Raw genomic sequence first — 19,451 nt, forward strand, 5'->3', positions numbered from 1 at the left:
CGCCCGCAAGGATGACTAGAACTGAGAAAAGCTTGATTTAAGCGCCTTCTCAGTTCAGTCAGCTACTGCGTAATTGCAAAATAGCATAATTATATTATTTATGTCCCAGTCTCGACTATTTATCTAGGCATAATGCCCTAGTTTATATAAAATTATTTTAATTTACGACTTTCATCTTTAATCAATGGTTTATCTGGTGATACAAATAACCATAAAATTGCTGCGATAACTGCTGGAATAATTAGCAATTGGAAAGTCATTGTCCAACCAAGTGATGCTACTAATGCACCAGCTAAGAATGGACTTAATAACGCACCAATGTTACCCCATAAGTTCATCCAACCAGATACAGTACCTGCGAAGTTTCTACCAATGTCATTCGCTGCAGCCCAGCTCATACCCATTGATACGCCCATACCGCCTAAACCAAGTGATAACCAGAAAATAGTTACATATAAATTATCAGTATGTACTGCAAAGAAAATTGAAACTGCAAATACGATGAAACCTACAATAGCAATCAAACCTCTTGAAACAAATCTTGATTGACCACTGCGTAAAATTTTATCTGAAATCGCACCAGCAGATAAAATTAAAATAAACATAATGAACCAAGGTAATGAACTAATCGCCATGTCTTTAAATTCTACATGATATTGTTCAGTTAAGTACGTTGGTAACCAAATTAAGAATAATGAAATAACAAATTGTACTACAAAGTATTGACCTGCAATCGCATAGAAACTAATACGACGGAAGAATTGATTCCATGGTGGTAATGATTTCGTTGTTTGAACAAGGTCACGATTCTCCATAATGAAATGTTTCTCTGCGTCATTAACCATACGATGTTGTTCAGGTAAATCTTTCGCAATAATTCCCCATAATATTGCAATTAAGATACCTGCCACACCAAAGATATAAAATACCGCTTGCCAGTTAAATGCGTTTACAATAGCAATTGTAATGACAGGTGCTAATACAGGCCCAAAATATGAACCAGCAAGTAACATACTTGATGCTCTACCTTTCTCATCTTTAGAGAACCAGTTTGCATTAAACACGGCGTTTGATGGATACATAGGCGCTTCCCCGATACCGAATAAGAAACGAACTAAATATAATAAACCGTGATGTTTAATCATACCTGTTAAAATGGTGAAAGCACTCCACCATACTAAAGCAATTGTAATCATCTTACGTGGTCCGAATTTCTCAGCTAGCATACCTGAAGGTACTTGCATTAAAGCATAACCTAACGAGAAGAATGAAGCTAATAGACCAAATTGTTGTTTTGTCATATGTAAATCTTCCATCATTTGCGGGGCAATATACGAAATGTTGGATCTATCCATATAGGCGATTACACCTATAATAAAAAATGCTAATGCAAAAAACCAACGAACACTACTTTTCTTTTGTCTTTGTACCATAACCTCTTTTTCCTACTTCCTCTAATTTGTTGATTCTAAATATGTTGTCTAATATACTCACAAGACTCCCTATTATACAAAAATAACTCCCTTATAACCCTTACCATCATAGGGTTTTTAGCATTTATTTTTATTTATATTACCAGGTTTTGAAATCGTTTTCAATATCTTATTTAAAAGTTCTTTTATTAAATTGTACATCGTTCGTTACTTTATTCACTAATTGCGTCATTGGGGAGTGGAGCAGCATTCTTTTCACATTCATTGTCCACTCCCAGCTTGCTTAGCTTGTAAAATCACTTTCGTGATTTTTTGTGTTGGGGCCCCGACTTCCAGCTTGCTGTGTTTGTAGAATGTCGTAATGTCATTCTTTGTGGTGGGCCCCACTCCCAAGGATGACTAGAACCGACAAAAGCTTAATTTAAGCGCCTTCTCCGTTCAGTCAGCTACTGAGAATTGGTGAAATAGGATCATTATATGATTGATGTCCCTTGCTCTTCCTATTAAAATTTGAACTCTATTCGAAAAAATTGTAGAATAAATTTGAAATCAAACGTGAATCATAATTATTAAAAATTAAATAGATAATTTATCCACTGGAAGTGCCTTTGTTTAAGGCTGAGAGTAAAGAAAGAACTTTATAATTCCTGGAACCTGATCCAGTTTGCACTGGCGTAGGAAAGTGGCTTGCTAAATAACGTTCTATATAGACCAACGCTATTTCCTACGAAGGAGATAGCGTTTTTTTCATTTATTAGGAGTGATAGCCATCTTTATAGCGATAACAACTTACAAACATTTAACAGCGTCAGATTTACAACATTTTCTTGATATTAGTGAGGGGATTGATGGTTTACTCTTTCGTACCCCTATGTCTAGAGATGAGTTGCGTTCTTTTCTCAGCAGATTAATCGTTGCTGGATTCCCTAGAGATAAAATCATTGTCCATAGCGATGTCGAATTATTAGAAGCGCTAAATCTTACACGTTTACATTGTCGCGAGATGGACACGTTGGCATTCCACTATAAAGAACACCATCCAGAGGTGCAGGTTAGCATGTCAACGCACTCGGTTGACACTGTTAAACAGGCTTATCGACATCACTTGGATTATGTCTTTTATGGTCATATATTTCCAACCGCTTCTAAGCCAAATCAGCAACCTAGAACATCGTCCGAAATCAACGATGTTTTGCACGTGCCTATCCCGATTTATGCCATAGGTGGTATGACGAAAGATACGATACATCAACTGCCGCCTGGCTTTGCAGGTATTTGTGCAATCTCATACTTTATGAACGCATCTTTACAACAAATTCAACATCTACGAAAGGAGTGGTTGAAAGATGCATGACGTTCTTATTATTGGTTCTGGTGTCATCGGAATGTCCATTGCAAGACACCTTAGTCACACGCATCTCGACATCGCAATCGTTGACCGAGATATACCTGGTAAACATGCATCCTATAAAGCTGGTGGCATGTTAGGTGCTCAGAATGAATTTACAGAAGATAGTGATTTATTTCGACTTGCACTCGAGTCGCGAGACCTCTTTCCTGAATTATGCCAATCTTTACAAGATGAAACGGGCATTGATATTCAATATCAAGCATCTGGATTAATTAAAATTGCGAATCAACCTAGTGATGTAGCCCATTTACGTGCACAATATCAATTCCTACACGCATTAGATCACAATGTTGTTGCGCTCTCAGACAATGACTTGGCCGATTTAACGAATGGTAATGTCTCTGCAGCAGACATGGCTATTTATATCCCAAATGATGGACAAATCAATGCGAATCATTATACGAAAGCATTGTTTAAATCTCTGCAACAACGTCACATTACGCGCTACTTTAATACAGACGTTACTGGCATTCATCGTCAGAATGGCTATTATCAAATCGCATCATCTAAAGGTGATTTATATGCTAAAAAGGTCATCGTTGCAGGTGGTGCATGGTCATCTCAACTATTAAAGCAGTATCAACTACCACGTGAGGTTGTTGGCGTTAAAGGTGAAGTCCTACTTGTGGAACACGATGATTTACATTTAGATCAAACGGTATTTATGACCAATGGATGTTATGTTGTGCCAAAACAACCCAATCGTTATTTAATTGGTGCTACGAGTGAATTTGATAATTATTCCGTAGGTAATACAACGCAAGGCATTTCCTGGTTGAAACATTATGCAACAGCACGTATTCCTGAACTTGCAAACGCACGTGTACTCAAACAATGGTCTGGCGTACGTCCGTACACAGAGAGTGAACTACCAATTATGGACCAAATTGATGATGGCTTATATATGATTACCGGTCACTATCGTAATGGTATTTTATTATCTCCTGTGATCGGACGTGACATCGCAAATTGGCTATTAACTGGTATCAAACCAGCTCAATATAAATCTTTTAATGTCTCAAGGAGGTTAAATCATGAAATGTATCATTAATGGTGACACGTTCACGTTCGACTCGGAACAATCGATTCATCAAGTGCTCGAATCACTTGAGTTAGACCCACAACGTGTCATTGTTGAACATAATAAAACATTGATTAAGCAAGATGATTATCATCAACACACTGTGCGTGAAGATGATCAATTAGAACTATTAGAATTTGTTGGAGGCGGATAAAATGTTTAAAATTGGCAATTTAGAATTACACTCTCGTTTGTTATTAGGTACAGGAAAGTTTGAAAATGAAGACATCCAAACTAAAGCGATTAAAGCTTCGGAAACAAATGTACTTACGTTCGCAGTTAGACGTATGAACCTATACGATAAAAATTTACCTAACCCACTTGCAAATATTAATTTAAAAGACTTTATCACTTTTCCAAATACTGCTGGCGCTAAAACAGCTGAAGAAGCAATTCGTATTGCAGAAATCGCTAAACATGCGGGTGTATGTGACATGATTAAAGTAGAAGTTATAGGTGATGATGAAACATTATTACCTGATCCTTTCGAAACCTACGAAGCTTGTAAAGTATTACTTGAACGAGGTTATATTGTATGTCCTTACATTTCTAACGATGTTGTCTTAGCTAAACGTTTAGAAGATTTAGGTGTGCACGCCGTTATGCCGTTAGCCTCACCTATTGGAACAGGTCGTGGCATTAATAATCAACTGAATTTGAGCTACATTATTAAGAATTCAAATGTACCAGTTATTGTTGATGCAGGTATTGGTTCACCTAAAGATGCATGTCATGCGATGGAATTAGGTGCTGATGGCATCCTTTTAAATACGGCAGTATCAGGTGCGAAAGACCCTGTGAAAATGGCAGAAGCAATGAAGTTAGGCATTCACGCTGGTCGCTTATCTTATGAAGCAGGACGAATTCCAGTAAAATACACTGCCCAAGCATCAAGCCCAACTGAAGGTTTAGGATTCTTATAATGCAACGATACAATCGGCAAATGAGATTTCCACCGTTTGGTGCACATGGCCAACATGCTTTATCGGATGCAACGTTGCTTATTTTAGGTGCCGGCGCATTAGGTAGTCATGTTGCTGAACTTCTTGCTCGTATGGGTGCACATCACATCGCAATTGTTGATATGGATATTGTTGAAACGTCTAATTTACATCGACAAGCATTGTACACTGAGGCAGATGCATTCAATATGGTGCCTAAAGTACATGCTGTTCAACAACATATCGCAGACATCAATCATCATGTAGATGTACAAACGTATTATCAAGAAATCACTTCATCTAATATTGAAGATATTATCACCGCCGTTAAACCCGATATCATCATTGATGGCATGGACCATTTCAAAATACGCTATCTTATAAATGAAGTATGTCATAAGCACCAAATCCCTTGGGTTTATGGTGCAGCTGTTGGCAATAAAGGAACCGTTTATGGTATTGATTTCAAAGGCCCTTGCCTAAAATGTCTTTTAAAACACATGCCATCCAGTGGTGAGAGTTGTGCGATTAACGGTGTTTTACCTCCTATTATTTCACAAGTGGCGAGTTACGAAGTTTCTGAAGTGCTACGTTACTTATCAGGGGAAGGCTTTTCAAAGAAATTAATTACGATTGATACATGGCAGATCGATTACAAAGCGATGAACGTCGATATATTACAAGACCATGCTTGTGACGTATGTGCCAATCAACACTATTCACTCTTAGAAACAAAACAACAACACCATATTGAAAGTTTATGTGGCCGTACCTACCTTTTCCGATATCAGCCTAATGTCTTTCAACATGCACATCATCTTCCTGGAACGCTTGTGAAGGCCACGTCTTTCGCAAAATTAATTAAAGATGACCATTACGAAATCACTTTATTTAAAGATGGCCGTATGAATGTCTATGGTGTCGAAGATGATGAAGAGGCAACGCAACTCTATCAACACTATTTAAAAGCAATGAAATAACGGTTGTCATTAGTTTATACAAGCAATTCATAGTAAATTTTATTATAATGAATTTACTATGAATTTTTTATTTTTGAAATCAAATGGTAAAAATTAATGTGATCGAGATGATTTCGACGCCGTATATGGCTTTCACAGTTATTGCGTTGTGTTGTCTCGAACGCTTCTAAAAGGAGTTCTTATATATAAATGGAACAATTAATTACTGATTTTATTAGTAAATGGGGTTATACAGCCATATTCATTCTTATCTTATTGGAGAATATATTACCTGTAGTCCCTTCTGAAATTATACTTACGTTTGCTGGTTTGATGTCGGTTAAATCTGGTTTATCTATACCATTCCTATTCTTAATTTCAACAATCGCATCATTTATCGGGTTACTCATCCTGTATTATCTTTGCCGTTTAATTAATGAAGACAGTATTTATCGCTTTGTAGACAAACATGGTAAATGGTTTAAGCTGAAAGGTAAAGATGTTAAGCGTGCTAATGATTGGTTTAAACGTTATGGCGCATGGGCTGTACTGCTATGTCGCTTTATCCCAGTATTACGCGTACTCATCACAATCCCAGCTGGTATTAATAAAATGAATGTCGTTACGTTCGTCGTCTTATCATTATTAGGTACGACAATTTGGAACTTTGCCTTAATCTTACTCGGTCGTATGTTAAGTGGTAGTTTCGACGCTTTAATGGCCGGTTTACACACATACTCATACATTATGTACGTGATTATTATTCTTGCAGTTCTTTACGTGCTTTATAGAATATTCTTTAAAAATAGAAACCGCGTTAAGTAATATGTGAAAGCCTCAGAATCCATTGGTGACTGAGGCTTTTTTATTAAACAGTCGTATTTTAAGAATTAATTCTGACATTTTAAGCATCACCATTGAAAAAGTGATGCGTTTTAAAGATAATTAATGTAAGCGGTTTTATAAACTATCTACAATGAATATCAATTCCAAACAGGAGTGAAATACGATGACACAAACGACTGAAAGTGAATTACGAGAGAAGTATTTAGATTTATTATCACAACAATTTGATAGCCCTGAAAAGCTGGCAACAGAAATCGTCAATTTAGAGTCAATTTTAGAATTACCAAAAGGCACAGAACATTTCGTCAGTGACCTTCACGGTGAATATGAATCGTTCCAACATGTATTGCGTAATGGCTCTGGTAACGTTCGTTCTAAAATTAATGACCTTTATGCTAAAAAGTTATCTCAAAAAGAAATTGATGACTTGGCTGCGCTTGTCTATTATCCTGAAGAAAAATTAAAACTCGTTAAAAATAATTTCGACTCAAAAGGTAAATTAAATGTTTGGTATATCACTACAATTGAACAATTAATTGATTTGATTACCTATTGTTCATCAAAATATACACGTTCAAAATTACGTAAAGCATTGCCTAAAGAATATACATATATTGTTGAAGAACTACTTTATAAAAATAACGAATTTAACAATAAGAAATCCTACTATGAAACATTGGTAAATCAAATTATCGAGTTAGAGCAATCAGATGATTTAATTATTGGATTATCCTATAGTATTCAACGTCTTGTCGTTGACCATTTACATGTGGTTGGAGATATTTATGACCGTGGTCCGCAACCTGATAAGATTATGGACACGTTAATCAACTATCACTCTGTTGATATTCAATGGGGGAACCATGATGTTTTATGGATTGGTGCCTATGCAGGTTCTAAAGTCTGTTTAGCTAACCTACTTCGCATATGTGCACGCTATGACAATTTAGACATCATTGAAGATGCTTATGGCATTAATTTACGTCCATTATTAACACTTGCAGAAGAACATTATAGCGGCAATAATCCATCATTCAAACCGAAGAAACGTCCTGATAAACCAGTTGGATTATCTAAACTTGAAGAGAGTCAAATCACTAAAATCCATCAAGCGATTGCGATGATTCAATTCAAACTAGAAATGCCAATCATTAAACGTCGTCCTAGCTTTGAAATGGAAGATCGACTAGTCTTGGAACAGATTAACTATGATACAAATGAAATCACCATTTATGGGAAAACATATCCTTTAAAAGATACATGTTTCAGTACCGTAGACCCAGAAGATCCTGGTAAATTATTACCTGAAGAGGAAGAAGTAATGAATAAATTGTTGCTTTCATTCCAACAATCTGAGAAATTAAAACGTCACATGTCCTTCTTGATGAAGAAAGGCAAACTTTACCTTCCATATAACGGTAATTTACTCATTCATGGCTGTATACCTGTTGATGAGCACGGAGAAATGGAGTCGTTTGAAATTGAAGGTGAACAACATAAAGGACGTGACCTATTAGATGTCTTTGAAAGACATGTACGTTACGCCTACGATTACAAAGATATAACAGATGATTTATCTACTGATTTAGTATGGTATCTATGGACTGGTAAATATAGTTCTTTATTTGGTAAAAGAGCCATGACAACATTCGAACGTTACTTCATCGAAGACAAAGCTTCGCATAAAGAGCCTAAAAATCCATATTATTATTTACGAGAAGATGTGGATATGATTCGTAAAATGTTAAAAGACTTTGGCCTTAATCCAGATGAAGGTAGAATCATCAATGGTCATACACCTGTAAAAGAAATAGATGGTGAAGACCCTATTAAAGCAGATGGCAAAATGTTAGTGATCGACGGTGGTTTCTCGAAAGCATATCAAAAAACAACTGGTATTGCTGGCTATACATTACTGTACAATTCATTCGGCATGCAATTAGTCGCTCATCAACATTTCGATTCAAGAGATAAAGTATTATCAGATGGCGCAGATGAATTATCTGTTCGTCGAGTGGTTGATGAAGAATTACAACGCAAAAAAATTAGAGATACCAATGATGGTAAAGTACTCCAAGAACAAATCCGCATCTTAAAATTATTAATGCACGATAGATATTTGAACTAACATTTGACTAGACTGATATACAAAATTATGGGAGTGGGACAGAATTTGTTTTAAATTCATTGCCTCACTCCCTTTTAAGCATTATTTAAAAACTCATCATAATCCTTTTCTAATATACATCTCTTAAGATGCCGTATACCCCATGTTCATATTGCGGTATCGGTTTAGTACTCTTATTAAATGACACCACACTACTATCATCAATATGATAAAGAATCATATCATTATCAGTAATGTTATCGTATGCTTCCGCAGACACTTCAACAATATTTTTATTGGCAATCGTATTATCAAACCATCTTGGACTATGTGATTCATCAAATAAAATGTGATTGCGCAGCGGTCCATTTAAATTATTACGTGCTTGTTCGTCAGTAAAGGACACAGGCATCATACTCACATGATTCAAGCCGAACTCCGGTACCAACTCATTAAAAGCTAAACTATTAAAAATAAATGACTTGGTCATTAATAAACATTTATTGTAACGAATTAAATCTGCATATATTCGATCACTACTTGATAATAGATTCCCTTTAAACACCTCAAAGCCAAGTTCTTCCGCTTTATCTGATGTATTCTCAAATAGATTAAATACCATAACCGGTATATCATGTTCACGCAGTTTTGTACCTAAGTGGAATGAGAATTCACTTTCACCAACGATGATGACACCTGGTGGTTCAGTACTTGCTAGGCCAAACAACTTACTTAAAGGAATAAAGCTAAATCCATATATAACTACCGTAATAAACACAAGACCAAAGGTTACAGGCGTAATATAACTCGCCATTCTAGCATGGTTATCTAGAAATAACCTACTAAAGAATTGCGCAACAGTTAAAACGACAATCCCTCGTGGTGCCATTAAAGCAACAATCGCACGTTCTCTTTTCGTGATTTCTGTACCTATCGTTGATGCTAACACTGATATCGGACGTACCAAGACAATCATTGCAATCGCAAAGACTACTAATTGCCATGATAAAACATCCATTAATACCGATGATGTTAATGATGATGTAATTAAAATAAAGACAGTCGATACAAGAATAGAGGATGCATTTTCAATGAAATGATCTGACTCCTTGTAAATTAAATCATGTCTCTTATAACGCGCCATCATTAAACCAAAAATTGTTACGGCTAATAGGCCAGATTCTTGTAATATTTGATCACAAATACTGAATACTAACAGAATAAACACTAACTGAATCGAAGGCATTAAATTTTGCGGGATGAAATCACGTTGGATTAACCAATTGAAAATGAATGATGCGCCAAAGCCGATAATGGCTGTTGCTATAATTTTCAAAATGAAAATTAAAATGACTTGAACACCGAAGCCCTGTTCAAATATTTGATAAATATAAAACGCAGTTAATGCGAGTATAGGACCAATAGGATCTAAGATAATGCTTTCCCATCTTAAAATAGAATCTACGCTCTTACGCACTTTCGCTTGCTTTAGCAATGGCTGAATCACAGTTGGGCCAGTAATTAAAAATAACCCGCCCATTACAACCGCTACAGCAATTGGGAAATCTAAAATTTTATGTAATGCAAGCGCACCGAGCACCCAAGCGATAGCTGCGCCGATGGTAATAATTCGAATAACCGCTTTAGAGATGCCTCTTAATTCACGAAAATCCAAATTACTACTGCCTTCGAATAGGATTACCGCTACAGCTAATGACACGATAGGACTAAAGACCTCAGCCCCCAATGTTTCTTGAGGGTTTGCCAGTCCCAAGATTGGCCCAATGAGTAAGCCGACAATCGACATCACTACAATGGATGGCCACTTAATTTGCGTCGCTAACCATTGGCTAAATATACCTAACGCTAAAAATAGCACAATGATTAACATAACAGGTAAATCTAATGACATACCTACACCTTCCTCAATAAGAATCAACTTTTTTCAATACTGTGTCATACTATCAAACTTTGGTTACACCTGCATTACCAATTTATAAACAAGTTGTTAATGCCTTTGTCGGACACACAATGTTCACTTCGGGTAAACTTTCCTATTTATTTCTAACCTTATTTCGTCTAAAATAGATAATTGCGTTTAAACTATATGAATTAAGTAATGATTTGAAAGGAAATTTTAATTGTGCAACTTTTTAGAGAGACTATAATGGTAGCTTTCGCATTTGTGGGTGTTGTCGTTGGGGCTGGCTTTGCGACTGGTCAAGAAATATTTCAGTTCTTCACGAGTCATGGTAGCTATAGTATTGCTGGTATTATCGTTACGGGGTTAATCATTACGTTAGCAGGCGTCTTCGTCTTAAACACTGGCTTTACGATTCAATCTCATAACCATTCTGAGTCTATTCAATATTATTTACATCCAATGATTGCACGTATTTTTGATATTATTTTAACTTTATTTTTATTCTCTTTAGCGATGATTATGACTGCAGGTGGGGCCTCAACCATACATGAAAGTTTCGGATTACCTTATTGGTTAAGTTCATTGCTATTAGTATTATTTATTCTAATGACACTGTTTCTTAAATTTGAACGTTTGATTACCGTCTTAGGTATGGTGACCCCCTTCCTAGTCATTGTTGTTTCTATTATCGCCATCTATTATTTTATAACAGGAGATGTTAATTTTAGTGCGGCGAACCGCTTCAATGAACAACACGGTTTATCACTCGGTTGGTGGTTTGATGGATTAAATTATGCGAGTCTACAAATTGCAGCCGCATTTAGTTTTTTAAGTGTAATGGGCGGTCGCATGCAACATCGTCAGTCAGCGTTATGGGGTGGCATCTTAGGCGGTATCATCATTACATTACTACTATTGATGATTAATCTAGGACTCGTTACAGAATTTGAACACATTCAATCTGTTGCATTGCCAACGCTACTACTGGCTAATCATATTTCACCGTTATTAGGTACAATGATGTCGATTATAATGATTTTAGTTATCTATAATACAATTGTTGGTCTTATGTATGCTTTTGCATCACGTTTTACAGAGCCATTCTCCAAAGGGTACTTTGTACTCATCATTGCAATGGCTATCGTTACATTTATATGTACATTTATCGGCTTTATTTCTTTAATCGGAAAAGTCTTCCCCATCATGGGATTATTTGGTTTCATACTCCTTATCCCAATTTTGTATCAAGGATTTAAACACTTCGTACTATCTAAATAATTGAAAATACATTAAACAAGACTCAAAGACGTTAGCCATACATCTTTGAGTCTTATTTCATTATGAATTCAGAATTTCTTGTCCTTGCATTAATCCTGCTTGTGTAATTTCATGACTGTTCACCCAAACTTCAGTAACATGTGCGCCCTGTTGTTTAAATAAATTCATCACGTGCGCACTCTGATCCATTGAAACAATTGGATCATGTTTGCCCATAGATAATAATACTTCTACGTCACTCATATCTTTCGATGTGGTTACTTCAATGGGATACAGTGGCGCAAATAACAAGGCTTTTTTGAATGGTGCTGTGTCTCGTAACATTAAGTTAATCGCAATATTAGCGCCATTAGAGAACCCAACTAAGACTGTTGTAGTCAAATCAAAATGATAACGTTCAGCAGCGTCATATATAAAATCTAACAACCGTTGACCACGATAGTCTAAATCTTCTTCATCGTAGACACCTTCTGCAAGGCGTTTGAAATAACGATTCATACCATTTTCATTAATTTCTCCGCGAATACCTAATAGATTATAATCAGGATTTAAAGCTGTGCCGAGTGGAATCAGATCTGTTTCATCCCCACCAGTTCCGTGTAACAGTATTAATGTCGGTGCATTATCTTTACCTGGTCTATAAATATGTTCCATCAATCCCACACTCCTTATTTTTCATTTAGTCTTAACGGTGTTAATTGAGATTCAATGTCGTATCGTCTGTCCTCGTAAAATGGTGGTAGCTGTAGTTGTTTACCTAACTCATCTACATCTTCATCGATCATAAAGCCAGGACCAGCAGTCGCAAATTCAAAGATTAATTTGCCAGGCTCTTTCATGTAAATCGCATGGAAATAAAATCGTTCTTTCACATCCGTCACATGCATCCCTTTATTTAGAAGATAGTCACGCCATTGTACATGTACCTCGTCATTTGGGACTGACCACGCAATATGATGGAAGGTGCCACCACCCCAACGTACAGGTTGTGGGTTTATAAATTTCTGAATAATAATTTGATGATGCACACTACCCACAGTTTGATACTGAACATTGTCATCTGTTTCTTGAATGTATTCTAGCCCCAAATCATCACGTAGTAATGCTTCTGTTGCTTGTGGGTCAGCTGATAACATCGTGACACCGTGAAATCCTATGATGTCATTGTTCGCATGTGTTTCATGACTTTCAACCATTGCTAATGTCAATCCATGACGATCTTCAAATTCCAATGTGGCTTGATTAAAAGAAAACGTTTGACGGGTTTGGATACCATTCGCATGTAATTTCATTTCCCAATGCGCCAAACTATCTTTCGGTATGCTAAACGCTAATCGTCCAACTTGACCTGAACCAATACGCCCTCTATAACGATTTGGCCAATTAAAGAAAGTAAGCACCATATCTTGTTGTGCTTCATGATTTGAGAAATACAAATGATACGTTGACGTATCATCAAAATTTACTGTCTGTTTAATTAACGATAAGTTTAATACATTCGTATAGAAATCGTATGTCTCTTGCGCATCGCCAACAATCGCCGAAATATGATGAATATGTGTAATAGGTTCCATCATTGAATCCCTCCTTAGTTATCACTTTTACCGGTAGTATCAAAAGGTCGTACTTGAGATTCGATTGTCTCTCTTTGTTCCTCTAAAAATGGCGGTAATGATAATTTTTCACCTAGCGTCTCATATGGTTCATCTTCCATAAATCCAGGACCATCAGTAGAAATTTCCAACAAGATGTGGCCTATACGTGCATATAAGGCTTCAAAATAAAAGCGATCTACTAAACCAGAATGAGGTGTACCTATGTCATTGTATTTGTGCAACCATTGTTCAATCGCTTGATGATCTTTAACCCTAAATGATACATGATGTACTTCACCATATCCTTGAACAGCAACTGGCCCATCTTCATCTCTTCTTAGAATCACTTGACCACCATTACCACCGTCACCAACTTCGAGCAATGCTACATTGTCTTCATCTATGATTGTTCGCATGCCATAAATACGCTCTAACAAACGCTTGAAATCATTAAAGTAGCTCACCGTAATTTCGATTGGTCCTAAACCATAAATCGCTTTATCCTCAGGAACCGGGCCGTTCTTCCAAGGTTTGCCAGGTGACACGCCGCTATCGCCCTCATCAGATACTAATTGATAATCTTGTCCATCTGCTTCTTGAAAAGGCAATACCTTCTTACCTAATACGTCTTGGATTCCTTCATGCTTCACACCAAACGCATCAAAACGTTGCATATAATAGGTTAGTGCCTCATCATTTGGTACACGGAATGATGGTTTCGTAATCGAATTTGTCCCCTTACGTCCTTGTGGTATACCAGGAAAGTCAAAGAATGTCATATCAGTACCTGCTGATCCTTCATCATCTGCAAAAAAGGTGTGATACGTTTGAATATCATCTTGGTTTACCGTCTTCTTAACAAGTCTCATACCAAGTACTTCTGTAAAAAATTTATAGTTACGTTCAGCATCATCTGTAATCGCCGTTACGTGATGAATACCTAACAAATTAGTGTCTATCATAAGTCACCCTCCATTTATTTCGATTTCGAGATAATTTAAGTTAAAAAATTAAAGTGCACAGGTTTACACTTCTGTTGTTTGCGCACTTAATTTTTTGAATGCTTGTTGAATCGTTATCAATTCTTCTTCTGATAGAAAAGAAAACGCCTGTTCTAACGTAGCAGCATGTTGGGGGAAAATGTCTGCCATAAATTGTTGCCCTTTGTCGGTAAGTGTTGCATTATATACGCGCTTATCTGATGAGTCTTTGTCACGCGTAATCCAACCCTTCTCTTCTAATTGACTCACTACGTATGAAATACTACTACTTGCGATGAGCACCCTATCTCTAATACGTTGAATCGGTTGTGGGCCTTTACTATAAAGTAATTCTAATACTGCGAATTCTGTGACATTCAGTCCATAGTTTTTCACATCTTGCTGTACGATTTTTTCTAATCTATCTAATGCTCTATTAAGACCAATAAATGCTTTCAATGAATGTTCCGTGCGATCCATTAACGCACCACCTTTAATTTATTTCGATTTCGAGATAAATTGTACACGTATTTCAACTTATCGTCAATACGTTAGTTCTATTATAAATTTATGCGCGTTTGATTACTATCTTTTTCAAAAAGAAATAAGCATGGAAATGGTAGTTACAGGGAATACTAACGTTGGAGGTGTCTCAAATGACCAATCAATTATTTATTAACAATGAATTTGTAGAGAGTAAGTCTAATAACACAATGGACGTTATCAACCCTGCAACAGGTGAAACATTTGATACAATTACTTTCGCAACTGAGGACGAAGTTAACGAGGCAATCGAAAAATCTAAACATGCACAACTTGAATGGGAAAACGTGCCCGCACCTACACGTGCAGAGCATGTAAAATTATTAATTCCTTTATTAGAGCAGAACAAAGACGCGTTAGCCCAATTGTATGTTCAAGAACAAGGTAAAACGTTGGCACAAGCTGAAGGTGAAATTGATAAAGCGATACAATTTATCGACTATATGACAAGTTTAAGCATGCGTAATAAAGGCGAAGTCCTACAAAATAGCGTAGTGAATGAAACCATTCAATTAATAAAGAAACCAGTGGGCGTGACTGCCGGTATTATTCCATGGAACGCACCCATTATGGTCTTAATGCGTAAAGTTATTCCTGCACTTGTAACGGGGTGCTCAATCGTCATCAAACCAAGTGAAGAGACGACATTACTCACTTTACGTTTGGCTGAATTATTCCGTGCTTCAACAATACCAGCCGGCCTAATTCAAATCGTACCAGGTACTGGAGAAACAGTTGGTACGCAACTCGCCACACATCAAGATGTTCAACTTATATCGTTAACAGGAAGTATGCGTGCTGGTAAAGCCGTTTATCAACATGCAGCCAATACTGTTAAAAAAGTAAATCTAGAATTGGGCGGTAATGCACCTGTCTTAGTGACGCCGCATGCAAACTTAGACAAAGCAGTAGATTATATTGTAACTGCGCGAATTAATAATGCAGGTCAAGTATGTACGTGTCCAGAACGTATCTTCGTTCATGAAGATGTGCACACAGACTTTGTCAATAAAGCCAAACAACGTATGAGTGAATTACAAGTGGGCGATCCGTTAGATGCTAACACGGATTATGGTGCCATTATTAATCAAACACAGTTAGATAGTATTGATCGCAAAGTACAAGACGCTATTCAAAATGGTGCTGACTTAGTCTTAGGTGGTCATAAATTAGATCGTGCTGGTTTCTTCTATGCACCTACCATTTTAGACAATGTTAAAAAAGAAGACAGTGCCTTTAAAGAAGAAATCTTTGGTCCTGTCCTAGCTATTACAACTTATAATGACTTTGATGAAGCAATTGATGCCGCAAATGATACAAATGCAGGTTTATCTTCTTATATCTTCTCAGAGAATTTAAAAGAAGTCATGAAAGCGACAGAACGCTTGAAGTTCGGTGAAGTTTATGCGAATTGCGAAGCAGAAGAAGTCGTTAATGGCTACCACGCTGGCTGGAGAGAATCTGGCTTAGGTGGTGCAGATGGTATTCACGGTTTCGAAGAATACTACAATACAACTGTAAGCTATATTAGATATGAATAATGAGATATAAATCCCCTAATTCCTGTAAAAAGGATTAGGGGGTTTTTAATGATTTAATGCTTTATCTAATGCTTTAATGTTCTTCTTCATGATTGATTGAAAAGTTAAACCTTTATCATTAGCTTGTTCTTTGGATAATACAGACAAATTATTAAAACTTAATGGTTTTGCATTGGTCTCGTCACGAATAACATCCGTTATCTTAGAAGTAATATTTTGTTCATAGAGTATATAGGGTTGTTGCGTATGATTAATTTGTTTAATAAGTGCAAGAATATCCTTTTGGCTTGGTTCTTCATTATTCATACCACTGACACCCTCTTGTTGGAAGTGGTAACGTTCTGCTAAATAACCTAATGAATCATGCGAAATAATAACTTTATGCCTTTTAGGATGTTCAGTAATTACTTTTAATTTTTGATCTAAATCTGTTAAGTCTTGATTTAATTTTTTAAAATTCTGCTCATAATATGTTTTGTGTTGAGGGTCTCTTTTGACTAAATCATTCTTAATTTTTTCTGTAAAATGCTTATCTAGTACTGGGTCTAGCCAAACATGTGGATCATGACTGCCCGCTTCATGATTATGTTGATGCTCGTGTTCATCATGGTCATGGTCTTCTTCAAGTAATGTATGATGGTTTAAATCAGACGCAACGGCTAATTTCATATCATTATTCGTCATTGATTCTGTAATCGTCTTAGCAACTGGATCTAGGTCGTCACTTGAATAGATAAACACATCACTTTTCGCAATATTAATCATATCTCTTTGTGTTGGTTCATATGTATGCGTGTCTGCACCCGGAGGATAAATCGTATCAACATTGACGTATTTGCCACCAATTTGTTTAGTGAAACTTTCAAATGCAAATACGGTAGTATAAATATTTAATTTATTATCCGTTGAGATATCTTTCTTTTTGGCACTCGAATATTGTTCTGTGCTACAAGCCGTTACAGTCATACAGAGACACAAAACAATAAAGAAATAGATTATCCTCTTCACACAGACCCCTCCAAGACGTAGCAAATTCGTTTACAACTATATCTTTAATAATGTAATAATGCAATATTTATATTTATTATCTATTTTGTATTTTAATATTTAGTTCATGCATGTTTCGGATTGCTTCAAAAGTGATACATATAAGTATGACATTATTAAAGGAGTGACGTTATATGGCACAAGATATTAAAAAAGGTAACCAACAATTCTATGTTGGAGAAGATGAACACAATGCGCAAGCAGTCATTACGTTTAAACAAGTAGATAATAATGAAATTGATATTGATCACACTGGTGTTGCAGATGAACTAGGTGGACAAGGTTTAGGCAAACAATTAGTTGAAGCTGTTGTCAATTATGCAAGAGAAAACAACTTAAAAATTATCGCATCTTGTCCATTTGCGAAAAATGTATTAGAAAAAAATGAAGATTATCAAGATGTTTATCTTGGATAATCCACTTCAAATATAACGACGCGCACATAAGCGTTCACGCACATTAAATCGATACAGAGCTTTTAGGCTATAATCAGGCTTGTATAGTGAGCCTGGGACATAAATAACAAGATGATGCTATTTTGCAAATTCGCAGTAGCTGACTGAACTGAGAAGGCGCTTAATTTAAGCTTTTCTCAGTTCTAGTCATCCTTGCGGGGGTGGGACAACGAATTTTAAAAGAATTCTGTCCCTCTCCCTTTTTTCATGCATTTAAAATTTAGAAAACAACTTTCTTGCTTAATTTAATGATTAGTAGTATATTTATTATACTTAATATAAATAATAAATGAAGATGATCCATTCATCTTAGGAGGCACTACATTATGAATGCATTTCACACTACTGAAGCAACACAAGTTACGAATATTACATTGAACGTTGAAGACTTAACTAAAATGACTAACTTTTATAAAAACATTCTTGGATTTTCAATTAAAGAACAAGACGACCAACACGTTATTTTCAATGTTGGCGCAAATGGACATACATTAACATTACACTATCTTGAAGATGGACGTCGTCCAGGATTTAGAGAAGCTGGTTTGTTCCATATTGCTTACTTACTCCCTACACGTGCAGATTTAGCAAACTTTTTATTCCACGCTAGTCGTTTAAACGTACCTGTAGGTGGTGGCGATCACCTTGTTAGTGAAGCATTATACTTTAATGATCCAGAAGGTAACGGCATTGAAGTATATCAAGATCGTCCATCTGAAGAATGGCAATGGGATGGTCATTTCGTAAAAATGGATACACTTGCTGTAGATGCAGATGATTTAATTGCACAACGTACAGAAGACGGTTGGGCTGGTTGGCCAGCTGATGGCAAAATCGGGCACTTGCATCTTAAAACACACGATTTAGGACAGGCACGTGACTTTTATATTGAACAAATTGGATTAGAACATATTTCTAATTTCCCACAAGCATTATTTATGTCTACACAAAACTATCATCATCATATCGCCGCTAATGTTTGGCAATCAAATCAAGTTAGAACAGATAATGACAATACTTACGGCTTAGTTCACTTTGATATCTATAAACCCAATGCTAAAGAAGAAAATATAACGTCACCTGAAGGTTTCGATATTACAGTTCATAGTGATACAAGCGTAGTTCCTGGATAGAATGATTCGTTTAATCACTACTTGCCATCGTTTAATAAACACACCATTTAAAAAGAGTCCGGACATAAATAATATAATGAAGCTATTTTGCAAATTCGCAATAGCTGACTGAACTGAGAAGGCGCTTAAATCAAGCTTTTCTCAGTTCTAGTCATCCTTGGGGGTGGGGCCCCAACA

General features: G+C 36.3%; 18 protein-coding genes and 1 riboswitch. Of the genes, 11 read left to right on the top strand and 7 right to left on the bottom strand.

Annotation, left to right across the window (positions count from 1 at the left end; translation table 11 throughout):
* Positions 1–152: 152 nt before the first annotated feature.
* Positions 153–1,433, bottom strand: a complete 1,281-nt coding sequence (locus KA828_RS03965; RefSeq protein WP_210125457.1) for a pyruvate MFS transporter — start codon at positions 1,431–1,433, stop codon at positions 153–155.
* A gap of 588 nt (positions 1,434–2,021) precedes the next feature.
* A riboswitch (TPP riboswitch) is annotated at positions 2,022–2,131 on the top strand.
* A 65-nt stretch (positions 2,132–2,196) separates the two neighbouring features.
* Here KA828_RS03965 and KA828_RS03970 point away from each other — a divergent pair.
* The 7 genes from KA828_RS03970 (at position 2,197) to KA828_RS04000 (ending at position 8,799) form a co-directional block, all read left to right on the top strand.
* Positions 2,197–2,787 carry a thiamine phosphate synthase gene (locus KA828_RS03970; RefSeq protein WP_210125528.1) on the top strand — a complete coding sequence of 197 codons (591 nt, stop codon included), beginning with the start codon at positions 2,197–2,199 and terminating at the stop codon, positions 2,785–2,787.
* Positions 2,780–3,895, top strand: a complete 1,116-nt coding sequence (gene thiO, locus KA828_RS03975) for a glycine oxidase ThiO (RefSeq protein ID WP_075108141.1) — start codon at positions 2,780–2,782, stop codon at positions 3,893–3,895. The genes KA828_RS03970 and thiO overlap by 8 nt, the downstream gene beginning before the upstream one ends.
* A complete protein-coding gene (gene thiS / locus KA828_RS03980; RefSeq protein WP_053028784.1) occupies positions 3,879–4,079 on the top strand; it encodes a sulfur carrier protein ThiS in 201 nt (66 codons plus the stop codon). Before thiO ends, thiS begins: the two co-directional genes overlap by 17 nt.
* 1 nt (position 4,080) lies before the next feature.
* Positions 4,081–4,848, top strand: coding sequence for a thiazole synthase (locus tag KA828_RS03985; protein ID WP_053028785.1), 768 nt, complete (start codon positions 4,081–4,083; stop codon positions 4,846–4,848).
* On the top strand, positions 4,848–5,846 hold the full coding sequence (locus tag KA828_RS03990; protein WP_210125458.1) for a ThiF family adenylyltransferase: 999 nt from the start codon (positions 4,848–4,850) through the stop codon (positions 5,844–5,846). The genes KA828_RS03985 and KA828_RS03990 overlap by 1 nt, the downstream gene beginning before the upstream one ends.
* 189 nt (positions 5,847–6,035) lie before the next feature.
* Positions 6,036–6,650: an undecaprenyl phosphate transporter UptA gene (uptA, locus tag KA828_RS03995; protein WP_210125459.1), complete on the top strand. Its 615-nt coding sequence runs from the start codon at positions 6,036–6,038 to the stop codon at positions 6,648–6,650.
* A gap of 184 nt (positions 6,651–6,834) precedes the next feature.
* A complete protein-coding gene (locus KA828_RS04000) occupies positions 6,835–8,799 on the top strand; it encodes a fructose-1,6-bisphosphatase (RefSeq protein ID WP_075108143.1) in 1,965 nt (654 codons plus the stop codon).
* A gap of 109 nt (positions 8,800–8,908) precedes the next feature.
* On the opposite strand, the gene KA828_RS04005 is transcribed toward KA828_RS04000, so the two are convergent.
* The gene (locus KA828_RS04005) at positions 8,909–10,690 is read right to left on the bottom strand and encodes a cation:proton antiporter (protein ID WP_210125460.1); all 1,782 of its coding nucleotides are present in this window, start codon (positions 10,688–10,690) and stop codon (positions 8,909–8,911) included.
* Positions 10,691–10,945: 255 nt separating this feature from the next.
* Here KA828_RS04005 and KA828_RS04010 point away from each other — a divergent pair, with 255 nt between their 5' ends.
* On the top strand, positions 10,946–11,980 hold the full coding sequence (locus KA828_RS04010) for a YkvI family membrane protein (RefSeq protein ID WP_245336035.1): 1,035 nt from the start codon (positions 10,946–10,948) through the stop codon (positions 11,978–11,980).
* 60 nt (positions 11,981–12,040) lie between these two features.
* Here KA828_RS04010 and mhqD read toward each other — a convergent pair whose 3' ends face one another.
* The 4 genes from mhqD to mhqR all read right to left on the bottom strand — a co-directional run bounded on the left by mhqD (position 12,041) and on the right by mhqR (position 15,035).
* Positions 12,041–12,634, bottom strand: coding sequence for a methylhydroquinone degradation carboxylesterase MhqD (gene mhqD, locus KA828_RS04015; protein WP_210125462.1), 594 nt, complete (start codon positions 12,632–12,634; stop codon positions 12,041–12,043).
* Positions 12,635–12,648: 14 nt separating this feature from the next.
* Entirely contained in the window at positions 12,649–13,557 is a 909-nt protein-coding gene (locus tag KA828_RS04020) for a VOC family protein (RefSeq protein WP_210125463.1), read from the bottom strand.
* An 11-nt stretch (positions 13,558–13,568) separates the two neighbouring features.
* Positions 13,569–14,537, bottom strand: coding sequence for a ring-cleaving dioxygenase MhqE (mhqE, locus tag KA828_RS04025; protein WP_210125464.1), 969 nt, complete (start codon positions 14,535–14,537; stop codon positions 13,569–13,571).
* A 63-nt stretch (positions 14,538–14,600) separates the two neighbouring features.
* Complete coding sequence (mhqR, locus tag KA828_RS04030) at positions 14,601–15,035, bottom strand: MarR family transcriptional regulator MhqR (protein ID WP_210125465.1); 435 nt, start codon at positions 15,033–15,035, stop codon at positions 14,601–14,603.
* 176 nt (positions 15,036–15,211) lie between these two features.
* Here mhqR and aldA point away from each other — a divergent pair, with 176 nt between their 5' ends.
* Positions 15,212–16,639 carry an aldehyde dehydrogenase gene (gene aldA / locus KA828_RS04035; protein ID WP_210125466.1) on the top strand — a complete coding sequence of 476 codons (1,428 nt, stop codon included), beginning with the start codon at positions 15,212–15,214 and terminating at the stop codon, positions 16,637–16,639.
* Between the two features lie 45 nt (positions 16,640–16,684).
* Here the strand turns inward: aldA and KA828_RS04040 are convergent, their stop codons facing one another.
* Positions 16,685–17,647 (bottom strand): metal ABC transporter solute-binding protein, Zn/Mn family, encoded by a 963-nt coding sequence (locus tag KA828_RS04040; protein ID WP_210125467.1) that lies wholly within the window; start codon positions 17,645–17,647, stop codon positions 16,685–16,687.
* A gap of 173 nt (positions 17,648–17,820) precedes the next feature.
* On the opposite strand from KA828_RS04040, the gene KA828_RS04045 reads away from it, so the two are divergent.
* Together KA828_RS04045 and KA828_RS04050 are read left to right on the top strand one after the other, a co-directional pair.
* Positions 17,821–18,102 carry a GNAT family N-acetyltransferase gene (locus tag KA828_RS04045; protein ID WP_193838955.1) on the top strand — a complete coding sequence of 94 codons (282 nt, stop codon included), beginning with the start codon at positions 17,821–17,823 and terminating at the stop codon, positions 18,100–18,102.
* A 365-nt stretch (positions 18,103–18,467) separates the two neighbouring features.
* On the top strand, positions 18,468–19,274 hold the full coding sequence (locus KA828_RS04050; RefSeq protein ID WP_075108152.1) for a VOC family protein: 807 nt from the start codon (positions 18,468–18,470) through the stop codon (positions 19,272–19,274).
* The last annotated feature ends 177 nt before the right edge of the window (positions 19,275–19,451 follow it).

It is taken from the genome of Staphylococcus sp. GDY8P85P, from assembly GCF_017892405.1.
Lineage (GTDB): Bacteria > Bacillota > Bacilli > Staphylococcales > Staphylococcaceae > Staphylococcus > Staphylococcus borealis.

Excerpts from the sequence above, each read along its gene's own strand:
- KA828_RS03965 (WP_210125457.1), bottom strand. The coding sequence starts at position 1,433 with ATGGTACAAAGACAAAAGAAAAGTAGTGTTCGTTGGTTTTTTGCATTA.
- thiO (WP_075108141.1), top strand. The coding sequence starts at position 2,780 with ATGCATGACGTTCTTATTATTGGTTCTGGTGTCATCGGAATGTCCATT.
- thiS (WP_053028784.1), top strand. The coding sequence starts at position 3,879 with ATGAAATGTATCATTAATGGTGACACGTTCACGTTCGACTCGGAACAA.
- KA828_RS03985 (WP_053028785.1), top strand. The coding sequence starts at position 4,081 with ATGTTTAAAATTGGCAATTTAGAATTACACTCTCGTTTGTTATTAGGT.
- KA828_RS03990 (WP_210125458.1), top strand. The coding sequence starts at position 4,848 with ATGCAACGATACAATCGGCAAATGAGATTTCCACCGTTTGGTGCACAT.
- uptA (WP_210125459.1), top strand. The coding sequence starts at position 6,036 with ATGGAACAATTAATTACTGATTTTATTAGTAAATGGGGTTATACAGCC.
- KA828_RS04000 (WP_075108143.1), top strand. The coding sequence starts at position 6,835 with ATGACACAAACGACTGAAAGTGAATTACGAGAGAAGTATTTAGATTTA.
- KA828_RS04005 (WP_210125460.1), bottom strand. The coding sequence starts at position 10,690 with ATGTCATTAGATTTACCTGTTATGTTAATCATTGTGCTATTTTTAGCG.
- KA828_RS04010 (WP_245336035.1), top strand. The coding sequence starts at position 10,946 with ATGGTAGCTTTCGCATTTGTGGGTGTTGTCGTTGGGGCTGGCTTTGCG.
- mhqD (WP_210125462.1), bottom strand. The coding sequence starts at position 12,634 with ATGGAACATATTTATAGACCAGGTAAAGATAATGCACCGACATTAATA.
- KA828_RS04020 (WP_210125463.1), bottom strand. The coding sequence starts at position 13,557 with ATGATGGAACCTATTACACATATTCATCATATTTCGGCGATTGTTGGC.
- mhqE (WP_210125464.1), bottom strand. The coding sequence starts at position 14,537 with ATGATAGACACTAATTTGTTAGGTATTCATCACGTAACGGCGATTACA.
- mhqR (WP_210125465.1), bottom strand. The coding sequence starts at position 15,035 with ATGGATCGCACGGAACATTCATTGAAAGCATTTATTGGTCTTAATAGA.
- aldA (WP_210125466.1), top strand. The coding sequence starts at position 15,212 with ATGACCAATCAATTATTTATTAACAATGAATTTGTAGAGAGTAAGTCT.
- KA828_RS04045 (WP_193838955.1), top strand. The coding sequence starts at position 17,821 with ATGGCACAAGATATTAAAAAAGGTAACCAACAATTCTATGTTGGAGAA.
- KA828_RS04050 (WP_075108152.1), top strand. The coding sequence starts at position 18,468 with ATGAATGCATTTCACACTACTGAAGCAACACAAGTTACGAATATTACA.